Raw genomic sequence first — 21,912 nt, 5'->3', positions numbered from 1 at the left:
TTGCGACCTAATTTGTGGTTTGCGCCACGAAACCCCCGCAGGGTTTCTCAACCTTGGCCGCCCCAGCCCGACCTGCGGACCCGACGGCACTTGGCGCAAATTCCGATGCCAACTGCTCTTGCTTAAAGCTACTAGCACTGCGTTCTTAGCGGGGCATATTCAGCCCTGCATTTTTAGCACTGCCCTAGCACTGCTTTTCCAGCGTTGCCCTGCCTCGCATTGCGATATTTGCACGCCACAGCAGAGCAATAAGCACCATGCCAACCGCCCTTGCCTGACAAAAAGCAATGACGCGAAGCCATGAAAACCATTGATTTTACCAGATAAACTGGAAAAACGCCTGATTCGTCACGGGCTTACCGTTATGCGGGACACATCGTGCCCGGCGGCGCGGCTAGCGCCGCCGCCAGCAACGCTCAGCGGCCCTGACGGCCGCGTCCGCCCATCACACCCAGACGGGACTCGTGGGCCGATGCGCCACGCGGCTGCCAATCATCACCGCGAGCCGACGACGAAGGCGAAGACGACGAGGCGCTACGTGGAGCGCGCGGTTTGCCGCCTGCGCCCGGACCCTTGTTGGCTGCTGAATTGCCTGCACCGCGCGGGCCTTCAGCCTTGTTGCCACCCCGGCCGCCAGCACCCGCCGGCTTGCCATTGCGGCCGCCGGCGTTGCCGCCACGCGCACCCGCAGGCTTGCCACCCGGCTTGCCACCAGAAGGCTTGCGGCCGCCGCCCACAGGCGCCTCGGCCACATTACCCACGGCCACATCCGCCGAACCCACGTTACCCGACGGGCCATTGGCCGCCGCCGAACGCGGACCGCGCGGTTTGCCGCCAGGCTTGCCGCCTGCGTTGCCGCTAGGCTTACCACCCTGTTTGCCGCCCGGACGGCCACCGCCCGGCGCCGCCGAACGGCCACCTGGCTTGCCACCCTTGCGATTACCGCCTGCGCCTTCCGCAGCCAGCGGATGGCCATTGGCATAACCGCCAGCAATCATCAAACCCGTGCCGAACGGATCGGACGGACACGCGGCCGTTTGACCCGCGCTGCCCAAGCGACCGCCTTGCAGCTTGCCGCGACGGCCGATACGCGCGCCGTTCATCCCGTTGCGATCCATCGTGCCAAAGCCCGGAGGCAGCGCGCTGTCATGCGATTGCGGCTGCTTCGAGCGGCGGCGATTACCGCCAGATTCGTCGTCTTCACGCAACAGTCCAAGCTGGACCATTAACGCGGTGACCAACGAACCATCCAACTCTTCCCAGCGGCCCCGGCGCAACGTGCGCGGCAGGACCACATCACCGAAACGGGTGCGGATCAGGCGGCTGACCGTAACGCCAACCGCTTCAAACATGCGGCGGACTTCGCGGTTGCGGCCTTCTTGCAAGGTCACGCGATACCAGCGGTTGCTGCCGTCGCCACCCAGATAATCCAGCGCGCCGAATGCCGCCAAGCCGTCTTCCAGCTCGATGCCATCCACGAGCGACTGGCGCTGCGCTTCGTCCATTTCACCCAGCACGCGCACCGCGTACTCGCGCTCGGTGCCATAACGGGGGTGCATGATGCGGTTGGCCATGTCACCGGAGGTCGTGAAGATCAGCAGGCCTTCAGTGTTCAAGTCCAGACGGCCGACCGACAGCCACTTGCCCGTGCGCAGCTTGGGCAAGCGCGCGAACACGCTGGCGCGGCCTGCCGGGTCGTCATGGCTGACGATTTCGCCTGCCGGCTTGTGATACAGGATCACGCGCGGCGGCTTCTTGGTGTTCACGCGCATGATCGGCTTGCCGTTCACGCGAACCTGGTCGTTCGGAGCCACGCGCTGGCCAATATGGGCCGGCTCGCCGTTGACCGACACGCGGCCAGCAACAATCAGCTCTTCCATTTCGCGGCGCGAACCGATACCGGCATCCGCCAGCACCTTGTGCAGCTTGGGCATGACCGAATCACTGTTCAGGTACTTGCCCAGGCGCTGCTCCATGCGGTCCGCCGTCTCGAGGTACGACAGAGCCTGCTCGGCTTCCTGCTCACCACCGCGGGAGTCAGGCGACTCGACCGGGGCGGCGGCAGCCGCGGGCTGGCCTTCGACAGCGGGTGCTTGCTCGCCCGTTGCATCGCCACGACGGCGACGGAACGGCGTCCTCAGCTTGCGGCCGCGGCCACGGGCTGCGCCCTCGCCTTCGGCAGCCGGCTCGCGCGCGGCGGAGGATTCCGGCTGACCGTTGGAAACGGTGTCATCCGAACGGGGATTGTCGTCCTGCATTGCTGTATTCGTTGTCACTGGGACAGCTCCGAATTTCAAACTTGGGTAGGCCTGCCAGKGGTAGGCTCGTCATCATCAGGGGACGCCGAATCTCGGCTGGCGCCAGGCCGCGCCGGGTCCGTTTCATCCGAGGCCACGGAGGCGGCATCGGGGTCGGGCCGAACAGGATCATCAAGGCCGAAATCGGGCTCATGCCCAGCGGCGCCAGGCGCTGCGTGATCGGTCTCGTCAATCGGGTCGGTCGGTTCCGCGTGTTTTGCGTTCTCGACACTTTCCTTTGCAGCACCGTCCTCAGGGGATTCGGCGGCTATATCGGAAATGTCGTTACCGGCTCTGTCGTCGGGAAAACCGGACAGGGTCGGCGTATCGGACAAGCCTTCGGCTTGCTCCCGGACGGTGGGTTCGTCGGCGGGAATCGCGCCTTCTTCTGTGCGCGAAACGACGGATTCTACGCTATCGACCGGGGCTATGGGTGCATCGTCTTCCGAAACAGACAATTCCGCAACGGGGATAGTGTCATTTTCAGCACTTTCGACCGGTATTTCACCCGGCACTTCACCCGGCACCTCACCCATCACTTGCTGCACTTCTCCCAGATCCAGCCCCGCCAACGCGGCGGCAGCCTGTGCCGACTCCAGCGGCGGAAGCTCATCCAGCGCCCGCAGCCCGAGATCGTCCAGGAACTGGCGCGTGGTGCCGAACAGGGCTGGCCGGCCGGGCGCATCACGATGCCCGATCACTTCGATCCACCCCCGATCTTCCAGCGCCTTCACGATCTGCGAAGACACAGTGACGCCACGGATATCTTCAATATCGCCACGCGTTACCGGCTGACGCCAAGCAACAATCGCCAGCGTCTCCATCACGGCGCGCGAATACTTGGGCGGCTTTTCAGGACTCAGCCGCTCAAGGTAGCGCTGCATATGCGGGCGGCTTTGAAAGCGCCAACCGCTTGCCAGCTGCACCAGCTCAAGGCCGCCATCGGCCCAATTGGCCTGCAGCGTCTCCAACAGCGCACGCAGCTTACTGTTGTCGAATTGTTCATCGTCCCCGAATAGCTTGCGCATATCGGACAGTTGCATCGGCTGCACCGCACATAAAAGCGCGGTTTCCAGCACGAGTATTGCCTCGCTATCGTTCATCGACATTCAAATTCAAAAAGGGCTAACTTGCGCTAGGTTGGAAATAAGGTTAATATTCTTTTCTCAGACGCGGGGTGGAGCAGTCTGGCAGCTCGTCGGGCTCATAACCCGAAGGTCGTAGGTTCAAATCCTGCCCCCGCAACCAAATTTGATGAAGGCCTGGCGATTTCGCCAGGCCTTTTTCATTTGCGCGACGATTTTCATGCGTTCCGCGCTTTTCATTTGTGCAGCGCTCATTTGTGCTGCGCTTTGCTGGGCATTGTGTTCGGCGACTTCTTTTGCACCCGCTTTTGCAGCAGTGGCACACGCCAACCACCCACGCACTTCCACAGCCATCCGCGCCTCGACACGAGCCAGCACTCGGACGGACCCGCTACAGACGGCGTTGATTTGCGTAGTGTTCACAAGTTTCCTGCGTTGACTGCCATGCATGACGGCGATGCGGCAAAACGGCCGCGCCGATCAAGATAGGGCGATAAGCCTGTCCGATTCGTGTCGCGACAGACGCCTTAAGCAAATTCTGGAAAGCTGGCATCACTTGCCAACAAGCCTGCGGGACACGCCGGCACCCGGCGTCGTCATCCCGTGGCAATCAGTATCAAGACCTGGGCCATCAAAGCATGGATACGGTATCGCGGCGAGCTGCCGCGCCCTGAACCCATGCGCCCCTTGTACATGCGAAGACTCCTTCGCGATGCAATAGCCTGATCCAGGCCGGACTTACGATTCTTAGATATTTTCGAAGACCACCGCTCGCAAACATGGGCTTGCCTAAGTTGCCAAAACGGCGGCTTCCAAATCTGCGCGAGCAATTCGTAAATTATACCGCCATAACCCTCACCCTCAAGCCCACGGGCCCGCAATACGCGCCGGGGAATTTATCCGGCAGGCTTGTCCCATGGCGCAGAACCGAGCCGATCCACCAGAAAATCCAGCATTGAACGCAGAATCAGCGGCATTTGGCGACGCGATGCATACACACCATAAATGCCTAATTCCTGAGGCTTGCACTGCGGCAAAATCGCCTTCAACCTGCCCGCAGCAAGATGCTCCCCCGCGTAGTAGGTTGGCAACATGGCAATGCCCGCCCCTTCCAGCGCGGCGCCACACAGCACCGACACCTCGTTAGCGCTGATATTTCCGCTGACAGGAACATCCACCGGCTGGCCATCGCGCTCAAAACGCCACAAGCTCTTGCCGAAGTAAGAATGGGTCAGGCAATTGCGCAAGGACAGATCCTCGACGCGCGCCGGCACGCCCTCGCGCGCCAGATAGTCCGGTGACGCACAGACCACCGAACGGCAGACGGCCAGCTTGCGAGCAATGAGATTCGGGTCCAGATCATTGGTGATGCGCACCGCCAGATCCACCCGCTCTTCGACCAGGTTCACAGCGCGCTCAACCAGCATCAGATCCACCGACGTGCCTGGATGCTGTTTGACGTAATCCGTGACGGCGCCGGCCAGATGCCTGGCGCCAAACGACATGCTGGTCGTGATGCGCAACAAGCCGCGCGGCGTATCTTCAGGCGTGGAGACCGCATTGCGCAGATCCCCCACCATATCCAGCATCTGCCGGCAGCGCGGCAGGGTTTCCGCACCGGCTGGCGTCAGACTCAGGCGGCGTGTCGTGCGGTGCAGCAAGCGCACCCCCACCCACTGCTCCATCTCGGCCAGATACCTCGACACCATCGCTCGCGACATGTCCAAATGGACAGCGGCCGCCGACAGGCTACCCCGGTCAGCGACCTCCACGAACACCTGCATGGCTTTCAGACGATCCATGATTGTCTCGATTCTTGCATCAGACCGTACCGTTTATACCGTATTTCTGTGCAACATCCGCGCCGAATATGAGACATTTTGCGCACAGAACCGACCGACCGGCCCTGCACCCACATCAGGCAGACGACTGGCCCAGCGCCTCGCAAACCGCAGCCCGCACCTCGTCCGCATCCAAGCCACGGACGATATAGACCAGATGCGAAGATCGATCATCCCCAGGCCATTGCGCGAGGCCGCGCAAGGGATACAACTCACCATGCACACCGTGCACCTCGCAGGGCAGCGCCTCGCCTTCGAAACACACCAGCCCCTTCATGCGCAACAGCCCCTGGCCGAAGCGTTCCTGAATTCGCGACACCCCCGCCAGGAAAGCAGCACGGCCCATCGGCGAAGACAAGGTCAGTGAAAAACTGGCGACTTGCGCATGCCGGCCAGCAGCCGGCTGGGCGAATGCCTGAAGCCAATTCGACAGCGCAACGCCATCCCGCCGCGCCAGCACATCCGGGCCGTCGCGCAACACACCCGCCAACGGCGAATCCTGACGCTGCACACACCGCTGCGCACCCGGGTTGATCGCAACAACCGCCTGCTCCACCCGCCGCAATTGCGCCGCATCCGCCAGGTCAGACTTGCTGAGCACAACCGTATCCGCCAAGGCCAGTTGCCGGGACGCCTCGGGCTGCGTGGCCAATTGCGCTTCACCATGGCGCACATCAACCAGCACGATCGCGCCGCGATACGCATAGCGCTCGGCCAAAAAATGGTCGTGTTTGAGCATGAACAGAATGGACGCTGGATCAGCCAACCCGCTGGTTTCGATCAGCACATGACGAAACGGCTTGATCCGGCGGCTGACCGCCAACATGAACAGATCGCGCAAGGTGTCGACCACCGCGCCGCTAACCACGCAACACAGGCAACCGCCTTCGATCAGAACCACATTCGCTGGCGCCAGGCGCACCAAGTGATGGTCCACGCCGATATCGCCGTACTCGTTGACGACGACAACCGCATCGGCATATGCCGGCTCGTGCAGCAAGCGGTTAAGCAGCGTGGTTTTGCCGCTGCCCAGAAACCCCGAAATCACGGTCACGCCAATGCGCTTATCGTCTTCCATTGCCTTCGACCCAACCCGTTTCATTGCGCCCACCCCACCATGGAAGCGGATCGCGCAGCGTACAACAGAGGGCGCCCGACCTGGGCCGCGGAAAACAAAAAGGCCACTCGCTTGCGTGAGTGGCCTTGATGTTCGGTATTTGTTTTGGCTCCCCGAGCTGGGCTCGAACCAGCGACCTGCGGATTAACAGTCCGTCGCTCTACCGACTGAGCTATCGGGGACCTGCCAAGAACGTAATTATGAACTAAATTTTTGGCGCATGCAAATCGCAGAATTTTTAGATCTTTTTGCGTCGATTGTTTCCCATCGCGAAAAAACTCTGATATGATTTCGGTCTTTCCAGATCAGGCCCTAAAAACAGGCCAGTGAACGGGAAGAAACAAAGATGTTTTGCTTGTTGTTCAGCATCGCCGAATTCAACACCGGCACGCAGAAGTTGAAGCAAATGGTCTTGCCGGCATAGCTCAGTTGGTAGAGCAGCGCATTCGTAATGCGAAGGTCGTAGGTTCGACTCCTATTGCCGGCACCAAATTCAAAAAGCAGCCCTCTCGGGCTGCTTTTTTCATTTCCGCGCATCCTTCGCTCGAGCGCCCCTTCCCTTGGCGGCCCGTTCACGGGAACTCCATCCGCCCCACACGCGTCCAACTTGCTGGATTTTCCATCAGCCAAGCGAAGACCACCATGCGCATCCTTCTCGTCGAAGACGACATCATGATCGGTGAAAGCGTATTGGACTGCCTGCGCGCGGAGCATTACGCCGTCGACTGGGTCAAGGACGGCAACGCTGCCGAGCTGGCCTTGCGCACCGACACCTATGACTTGATTCTGCTGGACCTGGGCCTGCCCAAGCGCGACGGCCTGACCTTGTTGCGCGACCTGCGCACGCGCAAGGACCGCACGCCGGTCCTGATCGCCACCGCCCGCGACGCCGTCAGCGACCGCATCGCGGGGCTGGACGCCGGCGCGGACGACTACGTCGTCAAACCGTACGACGTAGACGAACTGCTGGCCCGCATGCGCGCGCTGATCCGCCGCAGCGCCGGGCGCGCCGAGCCCGTGTTTGAGCACGAAGGCATCACCATCGACCCGCAATCGCATGCGGCGATGGTAGATGGCACGCCCGTTGCGCTGACCGCCCGCGAATGGGCCGTACTGGAACCCCTGATCGCCCGCCCGGGCATGATCTTTTCGCGCGCCCAGCTGGAAGAAAAACTCTACAGCTGGAAAGACAGCGTCAGCAGCAACGCGGTTGAGGTTTATATTCATGGCCTGCGCAAGAAACTGGGTCCGAACCTGATCCAGAACGTCAGAGGCGTCGGCTATGTCATTCCCAAAACATGAGCATTCGGCTTAGCGACTCGCTACGAGCCCGTCTGCTGTTCTTCCTGCTGGCCGCCATCGTGGTCGGCGCGCTGGCGCAAGCCGCCATCGCCTATCGCAGCACGCTCGCGCAGGCCGACGACATCTTTGATTCGCTGCTGCAACGCACCGCCCTGTCACTCGGCACGGGCGATGGCTTGCTCAGCACGGGCCCGACGCACAACCGCGGCGCCGCCACGCCCATGGCCGACGACCTGATCATCCAGATCTGGACGCCTGACGGCCTGCGCGTCTTCAACTCGCGTTCGCGCCGCCCCCTGCCCGACCAGATCGTGCTGGGGTTTTCCGACGCCAAAATGGAAGGCACCACGTATCGCGTGTATTCACTGGCGACGCCCTTCCAGGTGATCCAAGTTGCGCAGGACATGGACGTGCGCAAGCACATGGCGCGCGCGCTGGCTCTGCGCACCATCGCGCCCATTGCGGCGGCGGCGCCCGTTCTGATGCTGATCATCTGGTGCGTGGTGAGCTGGTCGCTGCGCCCCGTCAATCGCGCGCGCGAACAGGTTGCCGCGCGGCAGCCCGAAGACCTGTCGCCCGTCAGCGTGACGGGGCTGCCCGATGAAATCCGCCCCCTAATCGTGGAACTGAATCTGCTGCTGGAACGCATGCGAGGCGCGTTCGCGCAACAAAAGCAATTCGTCGGAGACGCCGCCCATGAATTGCGATCTCCGCTGACGGCACTGCGCCTGCAACTGCAAGCGCTGCGACGCGCCAGCGACCCAGACGCCCGCCAGATTGCCGAACAGCGCCTGGCCGCCGGCATCGACCGCGCCACACGCCTGGTCGAACAGTTGCTGTCCATGGCCCGCCACGAAAGCACAGCCGAACAGACACCCGCCGCCCCCGTGGATCTGGCCGACGTGCTGCGTCAGGCCCTGTCTGAAAACCTGCCGCAGGCGAACACCAAGTCGATCACCATCGACATGGACGGCGCCGATGAAGCCGTCATGCAAGGGCACCGCGACGCGCTGGTGCTGCTGGCGCGCAACCTGCTGGACAACGCCATCAAGCACTCACCGGAAGGCGGGCGCATCCGGCTGCATTTGGATCAAGCGAAAGACAAGGTGTCTTTCACAATTGACGACGAAGGCCCCGGCATTCCCCCCGCCGAACGTGAACGCGTCTTCGACCGCTTCTACCGCGCCGAAGGCAATACGCAGCACGGCAGCGGCCTGGGGCTGTCTATCGCCCGCGCCATCGCCGACCGCCATCACGCCGCAATTTTCCTGGAAGACGCCCCCGGCAGCCACGGGCTGCGCGCACGCGTGGAATTCCCCCTTCGCGGATGATTTCGGCGATTTAAGATTCACCTAAGTGTCAGGCCCGAAGATAGCGTCATGTCCTCAAACATGAACCCAGGAGCCGACATGAAGACCTCGCAAATGAAACCCTCGCGCCTGATGCTGGCGCTGCTGGCCGCTGGCGCCATTGGCGGCGCTGGCGCAACCGCCGTGATGGGCGGCGTGTCGATGGCGGCCAACGCGCCGGCCGTCGCCGCTGCGCCGCAATCGATCAATACCTCCAGCCCGCCGAACTTCGCGCAGATCACGCGCGACTTCGGGCCGGCCGTTGTCAACATCAGCGTCAGTGGCACCCGCAAGGTGTCGGCCGACGATGGTGATCCCTTCGCCCAGTTCTTTGGCCAGATCCCCGGCTCGCGCGGCCGCATGCCAGCGCGTGAAGTACCGATGCGCGGCGAAGGCTCGGGCTTCATCATCAGCAACGACGGCACCATCCTGACCAATGCGCACGTGGTGCAAGACGCCAAGGAAGTGACCGTCAAGCTCACCGACCGCCGTGAGTTCAAGGCCAAGGTGCTGGGCGCCGACCCGCAGACGGACGTGGCCGTGCTCAAGATCGACGCCAAGAACCTGCCCGTCGTGAAGGTGGGTGACGTCAACCAATTGCAGGTGGGCGAATGGGTGTTGGCTATTGGCTCGCCCTACGGCCTGGAGAACACCGCGACGGCCGGCATCGTCAGCGCCAAGGGGCGTTCGCTGCCGGACGATACGTCGGTGCCGTTCATCCAGACGGACGTGGCCGTCAACCCGGGTAATTCGGGCGGCCCGCTGTTTAACGACCGCGGCGAAGTCGTGGGCATCAACTCGCAGATCTACAGCCGCACAGGCGGCTTCCAGGGCCTGTCGTTCTCGATCCCCATCGATGTGGCCTACAAGATCAAGGACCAGATCTTGCAGCACGGCAAGGTGCAGCATGCGCGGTTGGGCGTGACGGTGCAGGAAGTGAATCAAGACCTGGCCAACTCGTTCAAGCTGGAGTCGCCGTCCGGCGCACTGGTGTCCAGCGTCGAGAAAGGCAGCGCGGCTGAGAAGGCCGGCCTGCAACCGGGCGACGTGGTACGGCAGATCAACGGCAAGACCATCGTGTCTTCTGGTGACTTGGCATCCATGATCACGCTGGCCTCGCCCGGCGAGAAGATCAAGCTGGATGTCTGGCGTGCCGGCGCGCCGAAGGAACTCGTCGCCACGCTGGGCGGCGTGCCGAAGGACAAGTCGCAAACGGCGTCAGGGGATCAGGACGTGCAGCGCGGCCAACTGGGCCTGGCCCTGCGCCCGCTGAGCCCGCAAGAGCAACAGGCGTCTGGCACCGAAGGCCTGCTGATTGAGCGCTCGGCCGGTCCGGCCGCCAAAGCGGGCATCGAACCGGGTGACGTGCTGCTGTCCTTGAACGGCGTACCCGTGCGCGATATCGCGCAGGTGAAGGCGGAACTGTCGAAAGCTGGCAAGACGGTTGCGCTGCTGGTGCAGCGCGGCGAAGACAAGATCTTCGTGCCGGTGCAGATCGGCTAAGCGCATCCGCGCCTTACGAACGGCGCTTTACGAACGGCGCTTTACGATCAGCGCTTTACGATCGGCGCTTTACGATCGGCGCCGTATGACTTCGAGTCTCAGGACTTTGGGTCGTACGGCGTCGGCTCGTCCTACTCCGCGTCGGGCTGCTTGCCCGGCGCGGCGTTTGCAAAAGCCGGCAGCGCGCGGCAAGCGGCATCGATACGCACCACATTGGGCATCGACGACAGATCGCATTCGAAGCGCTGCGCATTGGCCACTTGCGGCACCAGACACAGGTCTGCAATGGTCGGCGTATCGCCGTGACAGAAGTTACCCGTGGCGCTGGAACGCGCCAGTTGCGATTCCAGGGCCTCAAGCCCCTGATGCACCCAATGCTTGTACCAGGCAGTCTTTGCGGCTTCATCCACACCCAGGGTGTGCTTCAGATACTTCAGCACGCGCAGGTTGTTCAACGGATGCGTGTCGCACGCAATGCCCAACGCCAGATCGCGCACGCGCGCGCGGCCGATTGCGTCAGCGGGCAACAGCGGCACGTCGGGGTGCGTTTCTTCCAGGTATTCAATGATGGCCAGCGACTGGCCAATGACCGCATCGCCGTCAATCAGCGTAGGCACCAGCGCCGTCGGATTCAGCTTGCGATAGCCCTCCGACAACTGCTGGCCGCCATCCTTCAGCAGATGCACCGGCACTGTCTCGTACGGCAAGCCCTTGAGGTTCAAGGCGATGCGCACGCGGTACGCGGCCGAGCTGCGGAAATAGCTATACAACTGCATGAAGTCTCCTTGAAGTCTTTTCTGGCGCCGCGCCGGGCGGCGGCCGCTTATTCCAGCGATTCCGTTTGCGCGGCCTTGCGCGACAAGCCCTTGGGCAGCGGAAACGCCACATTTTCTTCCAGGCCGGGCATCGTGCGCACCGACACCGCGCCCAATTCCTTCACGCGGTCGATCACCTGTTGCACCAGGATCTCGGGGGCGGAAGCGCCCGCCGTGACGCCGATGCGCTTGCGGCCCACCAGCCACGCCGGGTCGATCGATTGCGCGCCATCGATCAGATAAGACGCCACGCCCTTGCGCTCGGCCACTTCGCGCAAACGATTCGAGTTTGAGCTGTTGACGCTACCCACAACCAGCACCAGATCGCAATCCGGCGCCATCACCTTCACCGCGTCCTGACGGTTCTGGGTGGCGTAGCAGATGTCGCTTTTCTTGGGCTCGACGATGCTGGGGAAACGCGCCTTGAGCGCCTTGGACACCGCGTCCGCATCATCGACGGACAGGGTCGTCTGGGTGACGTAGGCCAGGTTTTCGGGGTCGGTCACTTCAAGGCCCGCCACGTCTTCCACGGTCTCGACCAGATACATGCCGCCCTGGGCCTGACCCAGCGTGCCCTCGACCTCGGGGTGGCCCTTGTGACCGATCATGATGATCTCGCGGCCGGCCGCACGCATGCGCGCCACTTCAATATGCACCTTGGTGACCAGCGGGCAGGTGGCGTCAAACACCTGCAAGCCGCGCGATTCCGCTTCGGCCCGCACCGCCTTGGACACGCCATGCGCCGAGAACACGACGATGGCGCCCGCGGGCGCGTCGTCCAGCTCGTCAATGAAGATGGCGCCCTTGGCGCGCAGGTCTTCGACCACATAGCGGTTGTGCACGATCTCATGACGCACGTAGATCGGCGCGCCATGCAGTTCGATCGCGCGTTCGACGATATCGATCGCGCGGTCCACACCGGCACAGAAGCCGCGCGGCTGAGCCAGCAGGACTTCAGCGTCGACGGCGGTAACGGCCTTGCTCATCAGAGAACTCCCAGCAGCGCCACGTCGACGCGCAAGCTGATGCCCGCAAGCGGGTGGTTGAAGTCGAACAGTGCCGACTCATCGTTGATTTCTTTCAGAACGCCAGAATAACGCCCGCCGTTGGGCGCGGTGAATTCCACCAGGTCGCCCGGCTCGAACGTGGCGTCGGCGCCCGCGTGCTCGGCCAGCATGCCGCGCGTAACGCGCTGAATCAGCTCGGGGTTGCGGTCGCCGTAGGCGTCAGCCGGCTCCAGCGTCACGCTGAACTTTTCGCCTTCGGCATGGCCGATCAGCGCGGCTTCCATGCCGGGCGCCCACTGGCCGCTGCCCATTTGCAGCGTGCCGGGACGGCCGTCGAAGGTATCGGCGAAGACCGAATCCTTGCCAGGACCGGACGCGAGCGTGATGCGGTAATGCAGCGTTAGGTAGGAATCCTGACGGACAAAAACGTTCACTTCGTTAGAGGCGCTGCTCAAGATCTGCCACCGTATGGATATTGGATAAACCCCGATTTTAGAGCCTCTTATGAAATTGTCTGTCCGGCTGTCAAAACACGAGCGTCCCCGAGAGCGTCTGCTGCGCCACGGGGCCGCTGCGCTCCAGGATGCGGAACTGCTCGCCATCGCCCTGCGCACGGGCATTCCCGGGCTGAACGTGGTGGATCTTTCCAGCCGCCTGCTCGAGCGTTTTTCAGGGTTGCGGGGCTTATTAGGGGCCACACCCGACGAATTGATGACCGTTTCCGGGCTGGGCGCCGCCAAAGCCTGCACCCTGGCCGCGCTGCTGGAACTGGCCCGCCGGGCCGTCGAGGAAGACCTGACGCGCGCCGACGCCCTGCGCCACCCGTCCCAGGTGAAACGCTATTGCATGACAGCGCTGGGACATCGCCAGGTGGAACATTGCATCGCGCTCTACCTGGACAACCAGTTGCGCGTGATCGCCACGGGCGAACTGGCGCGCGGCACGCTGTCGCAGGCGTCTGTCTACCCGCGCGAAGTCGTCCGCGAGGCGCTGCGCCACCACGCCGCCGCCCTGATCGTGGCGCACAACCACCCGTCGGGCCTGGCCGAACCCAGCGCCGCCGACCGCGGCTTCACGCAGCAGCTGAAACAGGCGCTGGCGCTGGTGGACATCAAACTGATCGACCACTTGATCGTCGCCGGGGCAGCCGTCATCTCCATGGCCGAACTGGGCGGCATGTAGCTCCCCGCGCGCCGCCGGAATTCGTTAGACTACCGCCCGGAATTGCTTTAGGCTTTAACCTATTCGCATGACCGATTGCCGTTTTTGCCGGCCCCGCTTTTGCCTGCCCCTTCCCTGCCAGACTTGAAACGCTTCTGATGAAACGCTTGTGGGACATTTCCCCGCCCGTCTCCACGGCGTCGCCTGTTTTTCCCGGCGACACGCCGTACCGCCAGCAATGGAAGTGGTCGCTTACGCCCGGCTGTCCGGTCAATGTCAGTGAAATCACACTGTCGCCGCATATCGGCGCGCATGCGGATGCCCCGCTGCACTATCAGAACGGCGCCGCGGCCATCGGTGCGGTGTCGCTGGAACCCTTTCTAGGCCCCTGCCGCGTGATCCACGCGATCGACTGCGGCCCGCTGATCACCACCGACCACCTGGCCCATGCGGCCCTGAATCTTCCTCCGCGCGTGCTCGTGCGCACCGCCAAGCACGCGGCGCAAGACTGGTGGACCGACGATTTCTCCGCCTACGCGCCCCAGACCATCGAATGGCTGGCCGAACGCGGCGTCATGCTGATCGGACTGGATACCGCCAGCATCGACCCCGCGTCCAGCAAGACCCTGGACAGCCATCACACGATCTTGCGGCACGACATGCGGGTGCTTGAAAACCTGGTGCTCGATGATGTGCCGGAAGGCGATTACGAATTGATCGCCCTGCCGTTGGCTTTGGTCCAGGCTGATGCCAGCCCGGTTCGCGCCGTCTTGCGCGAACTGTAGGCTGGTCCGCTGGCCTTTGAGCGGCCGCCTCACGCCGGCCCGCTCGCTCTCGAAGACGCACGACCATGAACCTGTCTGACACCCTCTGTGCGGCGCTTGCCTGCGCCCGCCCCCGCGCGCCCGGCTGGCGCGCCCTGCCCGCGTCAGCCCGCCGCGCCGCCCCGCCCTGCCACGGAGGCCAAGCATGAGCTGCCCGCACCGCCCCGAAGACATCGTCCACCAGGAAAAAGCGCAGCTCGATTTCACGCGCGACATGACCTACGGCGATTACCTGCATCTGGACGAAGTGCTGGGCGCGCAGCATCCGCTGTCGCCCGAGCACAACGAGATGCTCTTCATCATTCAGCATCAGACGAGCGAACTCTGGATGAAGCTGATGCTGCACGAGCTGCGCGCCGCTATCGCCAACGTGGCGGCCGACCGCCTGCAACCCGCCTTCAAGATGCTGGCGCGCGTCAGCAAGATCATGGAGCAGCTGGTTCACGCCTGGGATGTGCTGGCGACGATGACGCCGCCCGAATATTCCGCGCTGCGCCCCTACCTGGCCCGTTCCAGCGGCTTTCAAAGCTATCAGTACCGCCAGATCGAATTCCTGCTGGGCAACAAGAACGCCGCGATGCTCAAACCCCATGCGCATCGCGAAGACCTGCTGGCTCAGGTGCAAAGCGCCTACGTCGCGCCTTCGCTGTACGACGAAGCGCTGCGCCTCTTGGCGCGTCAGGGCATCACGGTTCCCGCCGACCGGCTGGACCGCGACTGGACCCAGCCGTACGAATCCTCTGAAGGCGTGGAAGCCGCCTGGCTGACGGTTTACCGCGACACCGACCGCTATTGGGATCTGTATCAGTTGGGCGAAAAGCTGACTGATCTGGAAGACGCCTTCCGGCTGTGGCGATTCCGCCACGTCACGACGGTCGAACGCGTCATCGGCTTCAAACGCGGCACGGGCGGCACGTCGGGCGTGGATTACCTGCGGCGCATGCTGGACGTCGTGCTGTTCCCGGAAATCTGGAAACTGCGCACGGAACTTTGAAATCCGTCCCCTTATTCGGCACCGAAGGCAACGCACGCCGCAGCCCCCTTTTGCCCTGGCGTAGCAGGATTTTCCCGTGCTAGAATTTGGGGTTACTTTTTGGATACGTGGCTAGAGTCCTCGCATAAGTGATTCAGTGATTCGGTATTTCGCAGCGGCAACCCATCGTTGTCAGCCAAAATATCGAACCCCTGTAACCCGCTTTTCGCGTCCTGGCTGGCGACCCTAACTCTTGAGAAAGACTCCCTAGCGGGTCCAAGGATTAAGCACCATGAAAGAAGGCATTCACCCCGAATACCGCGAAGTCGTCTTCGCCGACCTGCAAACGGGCAACAAGTTCATCACCCGTTCGACGGTCCACACGCGCGAAACCGTTGAAATCGACGGCAAGACGTACCCGCTCTTCAAGTGCGACGTGACCTCCGAATCGCACCCGTTCTACACCGGCGCCCAAACGCGTATCGTCGAAACCGGCCGTGTGGAAAAGTTCCGCGCCCGCTTCGCCCGTACGGCCGGCACGGTCAAGTCCGCTTCCTGATCCTGTTGCTCCTACGGGAGTCACAGCAAAAAGGCAGCCTTCGGGCTGCTTTTTTTTCCCCCCTAGACGGCTTCTTGCATACTGGGGGCTGGCGCAACCAGATCACTCGGTTACATTAACGCCCGTGTCCCCACTTTCTCTTTCCACTCCCGCCCGGCTCACCTCCGTGGCGACCGCGAAGCTCCCCAGACTGATTTTGCTGGGCTTGGCGCTGGCCTATGTCGTGGCCGGCCTGTTCATGCGCGACCCGTGGAAAACGGATGATGCGGTGGGTTTGGCGACGATGATCACGGCGATCCGCGAAGGCGGCATCACGTGGCTGCTGCCGCAAGTGGGCCACTTGGCGCACGCCGAAGAAGGCCCGCTGATTACCTGGGTGGGCGCCATCTGCATTTGGCTGTTTGGCCCCTTTATTGGCGACATCACCGCTGGCCGCCTGCCCAATCTGCTGTGGTTTGGCATTACCGCGACCAGCGTCTGGTACGGCACCTATCTGCTGGGCCGCCGCGCCGAAGCCCAACCGCTGGCCCTGCCCTTTGGCGGCGAACCTGAACCACGCGACTACGGCCGCATGCTGGCCGACGCCGCTTTGCTGCTGCTGCTGGCCACCGTGGGCATCCTGCAGCGCACGCATGAAACCACGGTTGTGCCGGCGATCATGGCGTGCCAGGCACTGGCTTTCTATTCCTTGGCGCGCAGCGTCGACCGCCCCTTCACTGGCACCACGACGCTAGGCATCGCGCTGGCCGCCAGCTTCCTGACGCGCGGCTGGGTCGGCGCCGTGCCCATCATGATCGGCGCGTTGCTGGCCTTCTACCCGCGCAGCCAATTGTGGAAGTGCAAGCGCTGGCTGCCCTGGGCGGCCCTGCTGACCGTTGCGCTGATCCTCGCCTGGTGGATTCCTGCCAGCGAAACCAGCCAGTACTGGATACGCAACTGGAAGACCTGGAACCTGTCGTCCTTTGCGCTGCCGTCGTGGCATGACATCGGGCGCACGCTGCGCGACCTGCCCTGGTACTTGTGGCCCACCTGGCCGTTGGCGCTGTTGGCCGTCTGGCGCTGGCGCGCCTGGATCTACGCCCCCCACATCTGGCTGCCGCTGATGCTGCTGGTGTGCTCGGCGCTGGTGCTGTTCGGCCTGGAAGAAGCCACCGATTCCGAGTACGTCCTGTTGGCGGTGCCGTGCGCCGTGCTGGGTGCGTTCTCGCTGCCAACGCTGCGCCGCGGCGTGGTCAATACGCTTGATTGGTTTGCCGTCATGTGCTTCTCGCTGACGGCTGCAACCGCCTGGCTGGGCTGGGTGGCGCTGCACTTCCACTGGCCCGCACAGATCTCCCGCAACATCGCCCGCCAGACGACCGGCTACGAGCCCGTCATTTCGTGGGGCGCATTCACGCTCGCCGTGATTTTCACCGTGGCCTGGATCGCGCTGGTGGTGTGGCGGCTGCGCGTGCGTCCGCAAGCCCTGTGGCGCGGCACGGTGTTGTCCGCAGGCGGCCTGACGGTGACGTGGATTCTGCTGGTGCTGCTGTGGCAGCCTGCCGTGGACTACGCGCGCAGCTATCGCACGGTGTCGGGTCAATTGGCGCAGGCGCTGGAACAACACAAACGGCCCGGTGAATGCGTGCGGGGTTTGAGCCTGGGCAGCGGCCAACGCGCCTCGTTCCTGATCTTCAATAACTTGAGCTTCACGTTCGACGCCAAGTGCACGCTGATCCTGCAACAGACCAGCAATCAAAGCCTGCGCGACAACACCGCCGCGTATAGCGACGGCGCCGACGTGCTGTGGCAAGGCGGCCGCCGCGCCGACCGGCAGGAAGTCTTCCGCCTGCTGCGAGTCGGCCCCAACCGATGAATGCCGTGAACACGGCGCCGATGTCATTCGGCGCCACCCTGCGCGGCATTGCCAAGCAGGCCTGGCCGGTGCTGATCAGCCAGTGGGCCGGCATCTCGTTCGGCGTGCTGGACACCGCCATGACGGGCCACTCCAACGCCAGCGATCTGGCCGCGATGGCCTTATCGGCCTCGATCTACATCACCGTATTCGTGGGCCTGATGGGCGTTGTGCACGCCCTGATTCCCATCCTGGCCCAGCACTACGGCGCGGGCAACAATCACGAAGTGGGCCGCAGCTGGGGCCAGGGCGTCTGGCTGGCGCTTGGGCTTTCGGTGGTGGGCGCCATCCTGATGCTATTCCCGGATGTCTGGCTATCGATGTCGGGCAACGTCGCCCCTGGCGTGCGCGAGCGCATTGGCTCCTACCTGCAAGCGCTGGTGCTGGCGCTGCCCGCCGCGCTGGTGTTCCGCACCATCTACGCGCTGGGCACGTCCGTGTCGCGGCCCAAGCTCGTCATGGCGATCAACCTGTCGGCCATCGGTTTCAAGGCCTTCTTCAACTGGCTGTTGATCTACGGCAATTTTGGCCTGCCCGCCATGGGCGCGACCGGCGCCGGCCTGGCAACGGCCATCGTGTCGTGGATGAGCCTGGGGTTGGGATTGTGGGTGATCACGCATGACCGCTTCTACCGCCGCTTCCAGCTTCGCGTGGGCAAACCCGACTGGAAGACGCTGAAGGAACTGCTGCGCCTGGGCATCCCGATGGGCGGCTCGTACCTGGTGGAAGTGTCGGCCTTCACGTTCATGGCCCTGCTGGTGGCCCGCGAAGGCACCTTCGTCACGGGCGGCCACCAGATCATGTCGAACCTGGCGGCGCTGTGCTACATGATGCCGATGGCGCTGGGCGTGGCCACCGCCGCGCTGACCGCGCAAGCCATTGGCGCCGGCAATATGGCGCACGCGCATCGCACGGGCATGGCCGGCTTGGCGCTGGGCCTGATCGGCGCGTTGCTAACCGCGGCCGTGCTGCTGGCCGGCCGTCCGCTTATTCTTGCCGCCTATACCAACGACGCCGAAGTCGCCGCCGTGGCCACGACGCTGCTGGCGGTACTGCCGCTGTTTCACTTGTTCGATTCCATGCAGTGCATCAACTCCTACCTCTTGCGCGCCTACAAGGTGGCGGTGGTGCCGTTGCTGCTGCAAATGGTGGCGCTAGCGGGCGTTGGGCTCGTCGGCGGCTGGTGGTTTGGCTTCGGCCCGGGCCGTGGCGGGCTGGATGGCATCCGCAATGTGTTGGTGCCGGGTTCGCCCGAAGGCGCGGGCAGCATGTGGCTGATGGCGATGGTTGGGCTGGCCTTGTCTGCCGCCCTGCTCCACTTCTGGTACCGCCGCATCGTGCGGACGATGGCGCAACAGTAAGCTCTCAGCGTTTGAATCCAAAAAAATGGCAGCCCGAAAAGGCTGCCATTTTTATTCCCTGACTGAATTACGCCAGGAGCCAAGGGCCAAGGGCCAGGATCAGACCACTTTCGGACGCTTGTCGATCACACGACGCGCCTTGCCCGTCAACGTGCGCTCGACATGGCCAGCATCAGACACCTGGATGCGCGCGCTGACGCCGATGTGCGTCTTCACGGCATGTTGCAGCTGCTTGCCCAGGTTGTTGCGTTCGTCGTCCGACAGGCCCGAGAACTCGGCGCGCACTTCCGTCAGGATTTCAAGCTCGTCCATATTGCCCGTGCGCGACAGCACCAGCTGATAGTGCGGCGCCAGTTGCGCGATCTTCAGCACCAGCTCTTCGACCTGCGTCGGGAACATGTTCACGCCACGCACGATCAGCATGTCGTCACTGCGGCCCGTGATCTTGCCAATGCGGCGCATGCTGCGCGCGGTGGGCGGCAAGAGGCGGGTCAGGTCACGCGTGCGGTAGCGGATGATGGGCATCGCTTCCTTGGTCAACGACGTGAACACGAGCTCGCCGGGTTCGCCATCGGCCACGGGTTCGCCGGTGTCCGGGTTGATGATCTCGGCGTAGAAATGGTCTTCCCACACCACCGGACCATCCTTGGTTTCCACGCATTCGCTGGCCACGCCCGGGCCCATCACTTCCGACAAGCCGTAGATGTCCACGGCGTCGATGCCGGCTTCGGCCTCGATGTCGGCGCGCATCTGGCCCGTCCACGGCTCAGCGCCGAAGATGCCGATACGCAGCGAGCTTTGACGCGGATCAATACCCTGGCGGCGCTGTTCTTCGAGAATATTGCAGAAGTAGGAAGGCGTGACCATGATGATGTCCGGACGGAAATCATTGATCAGCTGCACCTGCTTTTCGGTTTGGCCACCCGACATCGGGATGACCGTGCAGCCCAGGCGTTCCGCACCGTAGTGCGCACCCAGGCCACCCGTGAACAGCCCGTAGCCGTAGGCGATGTGCACGGTGTCGCCCGGCTTGCCGCCGGCTGCGCGGATCGACCGCGCCACCAGGTTGGCCCAGTTGTCCAGGTCGCTCTTGGTGTAGCCCACAACCGTCGGCTTGCCCGTCGTGCCGCTGGACGCATGAATGCGCGAAATGCGCTCGCGCGGCACCGCAAACATGCCGAACGGATAGTTGTCGCGCAGTTCCTTCTTCGTCGTGAAGGGGAACTTGGAAATATCGGACAGCTGCTTCAAATCGTCCGGATGCACGCCCGCTTCGTCGAAGGCCTTTTTGTAGTGCGCAACGTTCTCGTATGCGTGCTTGAGGCTCCACTTCAGACGCTCAAGCTGCAACGCGCGAAGCTCGTCCTCGCTGGCATGCTCGATGGGGTCCAGCCCCGGCTTGCTTATGGTGTTGGACATGGTTATCTCTCTCCTGAAATTCGCTCTACACCGGTCCGGGCCGCGCCGGGGGCAACACCCCCATGCGCGCGCCGCTTGGCCGGCGATCTTGTCTTTGGTTGGATGACGGGTTCAGCGTTGTGCCGCAGGCCTGCCACTCAGGCCTCGGCGGGGACCCCCACGATCTGGCCCTTGATGCGATAGGACCGCCCTCGGAACAGCGCGACGTTGCGCCCGTCTTGATTCGTGACGGTCACGTCGTATACACCCGTGCGGCCGGCCAGCGACCGCTCTTCTGCCACGGCGGTCAGCAGATCGCCTTCGAAGCCCGGGGCCAGATAGTCGATCGTGCAGCCGGACGCTACCGTGCTGACATTGCGCGAATTGCAAGAGAACGCGAACGCGCTGTCGGCCAGCGCGAAGATGAAGCCGCCATGGCAGGTCTTGTGCCCGTTGAGCATGTCGGCGCGCACGCGCATCGTCAGACGCGCATAGCCCGGCGCCATGTCTTCGACCTTCATGTCCAAGCCCTGCGATGCCGCGTCGCCCGCATACATCACGGTGCCAACGGCCTGCGCCAATTCCTGGGGATCGCTCGGCACCTCAACAGTGGGAACGTGCACGGTCATCATTGCCCCTTGAATTGCGGTTCGCGCTTGCCCAGGAACGCGGCCACGCCTTCAGCGTAATCGGCGCTGCGGCCCAGTTCGCGCATCATGTCGCGTTCCAGGTCCAGCTGCGTCGACAGGTCGTTCGCCAAGCTGGCCTGCAAGGCGCGCTTGGTGAACGCCAGGCCCTTGGTGGGCGCCGTCGAAAAATGTTGAGCCAGACGGTTCAGCGTGGCGTCGAATTCTTCGTCCGCCACGCATTGCCAGATCAAGCCCCATTCTTCGGCTTGCTTGGCGCTGAGCTTGTCGCCCAACATCGCCAAGCCCATGGCGCGCGCCCGGCCAACCAGGCGCGGCAGCACGAAGGTGCCGCCGGTATCGGGAATCAGGCCCAGCCGGCAAAACGACTGGATGAAATTGGCCGAGGCCTTGGCGATGACGATATCGCCCGCAAACGCCAAGTTGGCGCCCGCGCCGGCCGCCACGCCATTCACGCCCACCACAACGGGCATGGGCAAGGCGTTCAGGCGGCGCACCAGCGGGCCGTAGAACTTGTCGACGGTTTCGCCCAGGTCGGGCGGCGTGCCGTCTTCGGCGGGCTTGCGCTCGCTTAAGTCCTGGCCTGCGCAAAAGCCGCGGCCAGCACCCGTCAGCACCAGCACGCGCGCGCCTTCGGTTTCAACGCGCGTCAACGCGTCGGCCACTTCGCCGTGCATGTTGGCGGTGAAGCTGTTCAGTTTGTCCGGGCGGTTCAGCGTCAGACGCGCGATGCCGTTGGACAAATCAAATTGAATATCCTGATAGCTCATAAGCGTCGC

At 63.3% G+C, this 21,912-nt stretch carries 20 protein-coding genes and 3 tRNA genes; 11 read left to right on the top strand and 12 right to left on the bottom strand.

Annotated features, from left to right (window positions below; genetic code table 11):
• Positions 1-416 precede the first annotated feature (416 nt).
• Together AC1DB0_RS06415 and scpB are read right to left on the bottom strand one after the other, a co-directional pair.
• Positions 417-2,258, bottom strand: coding sequence for a pseudouridine synthase (locus tag AC1DB0_RS06415; protein WP_054423623.1), 1,842 nt, complete (start codon positions 2,256-2,258; stop codon positions 417-419).
• A 35-nt stretch (positions 2,259-2,293) separates the two neighbouring features.
• A complete protein-coding gene (gene scpB / locus AC1DB0_RS06410) occupies positions 2,294-3,406 on the bottom strand; it encodes an SMC-Scp complex subunit ScpB (RefSeq protein ID WP_476758624.1) in 1,113 nt (370 codons plus the stop codon).
• A gap of 62 nt (positions 3,407-3,468) precedes the next feature.
• Between scpB and AC1DB0_RS06405 the strand changes: the two genes are divergently transcribed.
• Positions 3,469-3,545, top strand: a tRNA-Met gene (locus AC1DB0_RS06405).
• Here the strand turns inward: AC1DB0_RS06405 and AC1DB0_RS06400 are convergent.
• The 4 genes from AC1DB0_RS06400 to AC1DB0_RS06385 all read right to left on the bottom strand — a co-directional run bounded on the left by AC1DB0_RS06400 (position 3,524) and on the right by AC1DB0_RS06385 (position 6,522).
• On the bottom strand, positions 3,524-3,805 hold the full coding sequence (locus AC1DB0_RS06400) for a hypothetical protein (protein ID WP_476757642.1): 282 nt from the start codon (positions 3,803-3,805) through the stop codon (positions 3,524-3,526). The genes AC1DB0_RS06405 and AC1DB0_RS06400 overlap by 22 nt on opposite strands.
• A gap of 473 nt (positions 3,806-4,278) precedes the next feature.
• On the bottom strand, positions 4,279-5,184 hold the full coding sequence (locus AC1DB0_RS06395) for a LysR family transcriptional regulator (protein ID WP_476757643.1): 906 nt from the start codon (positions 5,182-5,184) through the stop codon (positions 4,279-4,281).
• 115 nt (positions 5,185-5,299) lie between these two features.
• Entirely contained in the window at positions 5,300-6,301 is a 1,002-nt protein-coding gene (locus AC1DB0_RS06390) for a CobW family GTP-binding protein (RefSeq protein WP_427945193.1), read from the bottom strand.
• Positions 6,302-6,446: 145 nt separating this feature from the next.
• Positions 6,447-6,522, bottom strand: a tRNA-Asn gene (locus AC1DB0_RS06385).
• Positions 6,523-6,754: 232 nt separating this feature from the next.
• On the opposite strand from AC1DB0_RS06385, the gene AC1DB0_RS06380 reads away from it, so the two are divergent.
• The 4 genes from AC1DB0_RS06380 (at position 6,755) to AC1DB0_RS06365 (ending at position 10,494) form a co-directional block, all read left to right on the top strand.
• Positions 6,755-6,830, top strand: a tRNA-Thr gene (locus AC1DB0_RS06380).
• A gap of 152 nt (positions 6,831-6,982) precedes the next feature.
• Positions 6,983-7,642, top strand: a complete 660-nt coding sequence (locus tag AC1DB0_RS06375; RefSeq protein ID WP_054423629.1) for a response regulator — start codon at positions 6,983-6,985, stop codon at positions 7,640-7,642.
• Complete coding sequence (locus tag AC1DB0_RS06370) at positions 7,639-8,973, top strand: ATP-binding protein (RefSeq protein WP_427945197.1); 1,335 nt, start codon at positions 7,639-7,641, stop codon at positions 8,971-8,973. The genes AC1DB0_RS06375 and AC1DB0_RS06370 overlap by 4 nt, the downstream gene beginning before the upstream one ends.
• Before the next feature lie 78 nt (positions 8,974-9,051).
• On the top strand, positions 9,052-10,494 hold the full coding sequence (locus AC1DB0_RS06365; protein ID WP_476757644.1) for a DegQ family serine endoprotease: 1,443 nt from the start codon (positions 9,052-9,054) through the stop codon (positions 10,492-10,494).
• Between the two features lie 131 nt (positions 10,495-10,625).
• Here AC1DB0_RS06365 and maiA read toward each other — a convergent pair whose 3' ends face one another.
• The 3 genes from maiA to AC1DB0_RS06350 are packed head-to-tail and all read right to left on the bottom strand — an operon-like array spanning position 10,626 to position 12,771.
• Complete coding sequence (gene maiA, locus AC1DB0_RS06360) at positions 10,626-11,270, bottom strand: maleylacetoacetate isomerase (protein ID WP_054423640.1); 645 nt, start codon at positions 11,268-11,270, stop codon at positions 10,626-10,628.
• Positions 11,271-11,317: 47 nt separating this feature from the next.
• Positions 11,318-12,295 carry a 4-hydroxy-3-methylbut-2-enyl diphosphate reductase gene (gene ispH / locus AC1DB0_RS06355; protein ID WP_175169692.1) on the bottom strand — a complete coding sequence of 326 codons (978 nt, stop codon included), beginning with the start codon at positions 12,293-12,295 and terminating at the stop codon, positions 11,318-11,320.
• Positions 12,295-12,771, bottom strand: a complete 477-nt coding sequence (locus tag AC1DB0_RS06350; RefSeq protein WP_156336599.1) for an FKBP-type peptidyl-prolyl cis-trans isomerase — start codon at positions 12,769-12,771, stop codon at positions 12,295-12,297. The genes ispH and AC1DB0_RS06350 overlap by 1 nt, the downstream gene beginning before the upstream one ends.
• Positions 12,772-12,820: 49 nt before the next feature.
• Here AC1DB0_RS06350 and radC point away from each other — a divergent pair, with 49 nt between their 5' ends.
• From radC to AC1DB0_RS06320, 6 genes are all read left to right on the top strand, one after another.
• Positions 12,821-13,498, top strand: coding sequence for a RadC family protein (gene radC, locus AC1DB0_RS06345; protein WP_175169690.1), 678 nt, complete (start codon positions 12,821-12,823; stop codon positions 13,496-13,498).
• Positions 13,499-13,635: 137 nt separating this feature from the next.
• Positions 13,636-14,262: an arylformamidase gene (kynB, locus tag AC1DB0_RS06340; protein ID WP_006218257.1), complete on the top strand. Its 627-nt coding sequence runs from the start codon at positions 13,636-13,638 to the stop codon at positions 14,260-14,262.
• A gap of 184 nt (positions 14,263-14,446) precedes the next feature.
• Positions 14,447-15,295 (top strand): tryptophan 2,3-dioxygenase, encoded by an 849-nt coding sequence (gene kynA, locus AC1DB0_RS06335; RefSeq protein ID WP_054423651.1) that lies wholly within the window; start codon positions 14,447-14,449, stop codon positions 15,293-15,295.
• A gap of 271 nt (positions 15,296-15,566) precedes the next feature.
• Entirely contained in the window at positions 15,567-15,833 is a 267-nt protein-coding gene (locus AC1DB0_RS06330) for a type B 50S ribosomal protein L31 (protein WP_006218255.1), read from the top strand.
• 124 nt (positions 15,834-15,957) lie between these two features.
• Positions 15,958-17,688, top strand: coding sequence for an ArnT family glycosyltransferase (locus AC1DB0_RS06325; protein WP_054423656.1), 1,731 nt, complete (start codon positions 15,958-15,960; stop codon positions 17,686-17,688).
• The gene (locus tag AC1DB0_RS06320) at positions 17,685-19,088 is read left to right on the top strand and encodes an MATE family efflux transporter (RefSeq protein ID WP_175169688.1); all 1,404 of its coding nucleotides are present in this window, start codon (positions 17,685-17,687) and stop codon (positions 19,086-19,088) included. Before AC1DB0_RS06325 ends, AC1DB0_RS06320 begins: the two co-directional genes overlap by 4 nt.
• Before the next feature lie 99 nt (positions 19,089-19,187).
• Here the strand turns inward: AC1DB0_RS06320 and paaK are convergent, their stop codons facing one another.
• From paaK to paaG, 3 genes are all read right to left on the bottom strand, one after another.
• A complete protein-coding gene (paaK, locus tag AC1DB0_RS06315) occupies positions 19,188-20,507 on the bottom strand; it encodes a phenylacetate--CoA ligase PaaK (RefSeq protein ID WP_054423660.1) in 1,320 nt (439 codons plus the stop codon).
• A 137-nt stretch (positions 20,508-20,644) separates the two neighbouring features.
• The gene (gene paaI / locus AC1DB0_RS06310) at positions 20,645-21,115 is read right to left on the bottom strand and encodes a hydroxyphenylacetyl-CoA thioesterase PaaI (protein WP_175169687.1); all 471 of its coding nucleotides are present in this window, start codon (positions 21,113-21,115) and stop codon (positions 20,645-20,647) included.
• Complete coding sequence (gene paaG, locus AC1DB0_RS06305; protein ID WP_054423669.1) at positions 21,115-21,903, bottom strand: 2-(1,2-epoxy-1,2-dihydrophenyl)acetyl-CoA isomerase PaaG; 789 nt, start codon at positions 21,901-21,903, stop codon at positions 21,115-21,117. Before paaG ends, paaI begins: the two co-directional genes overlap by 1 nt.
• Positions 21,904-21,912: the final 9 nt, after the last annotated feature.

It is taken from the genome of Achromobacter sp. 10T422, assembly GCF_056394065.1.
The sequence above is the reverse complement of the archived record's forward strand: the minus strand, read 5'-3'. Positions and strand labels throughout refer to the sequence as shown.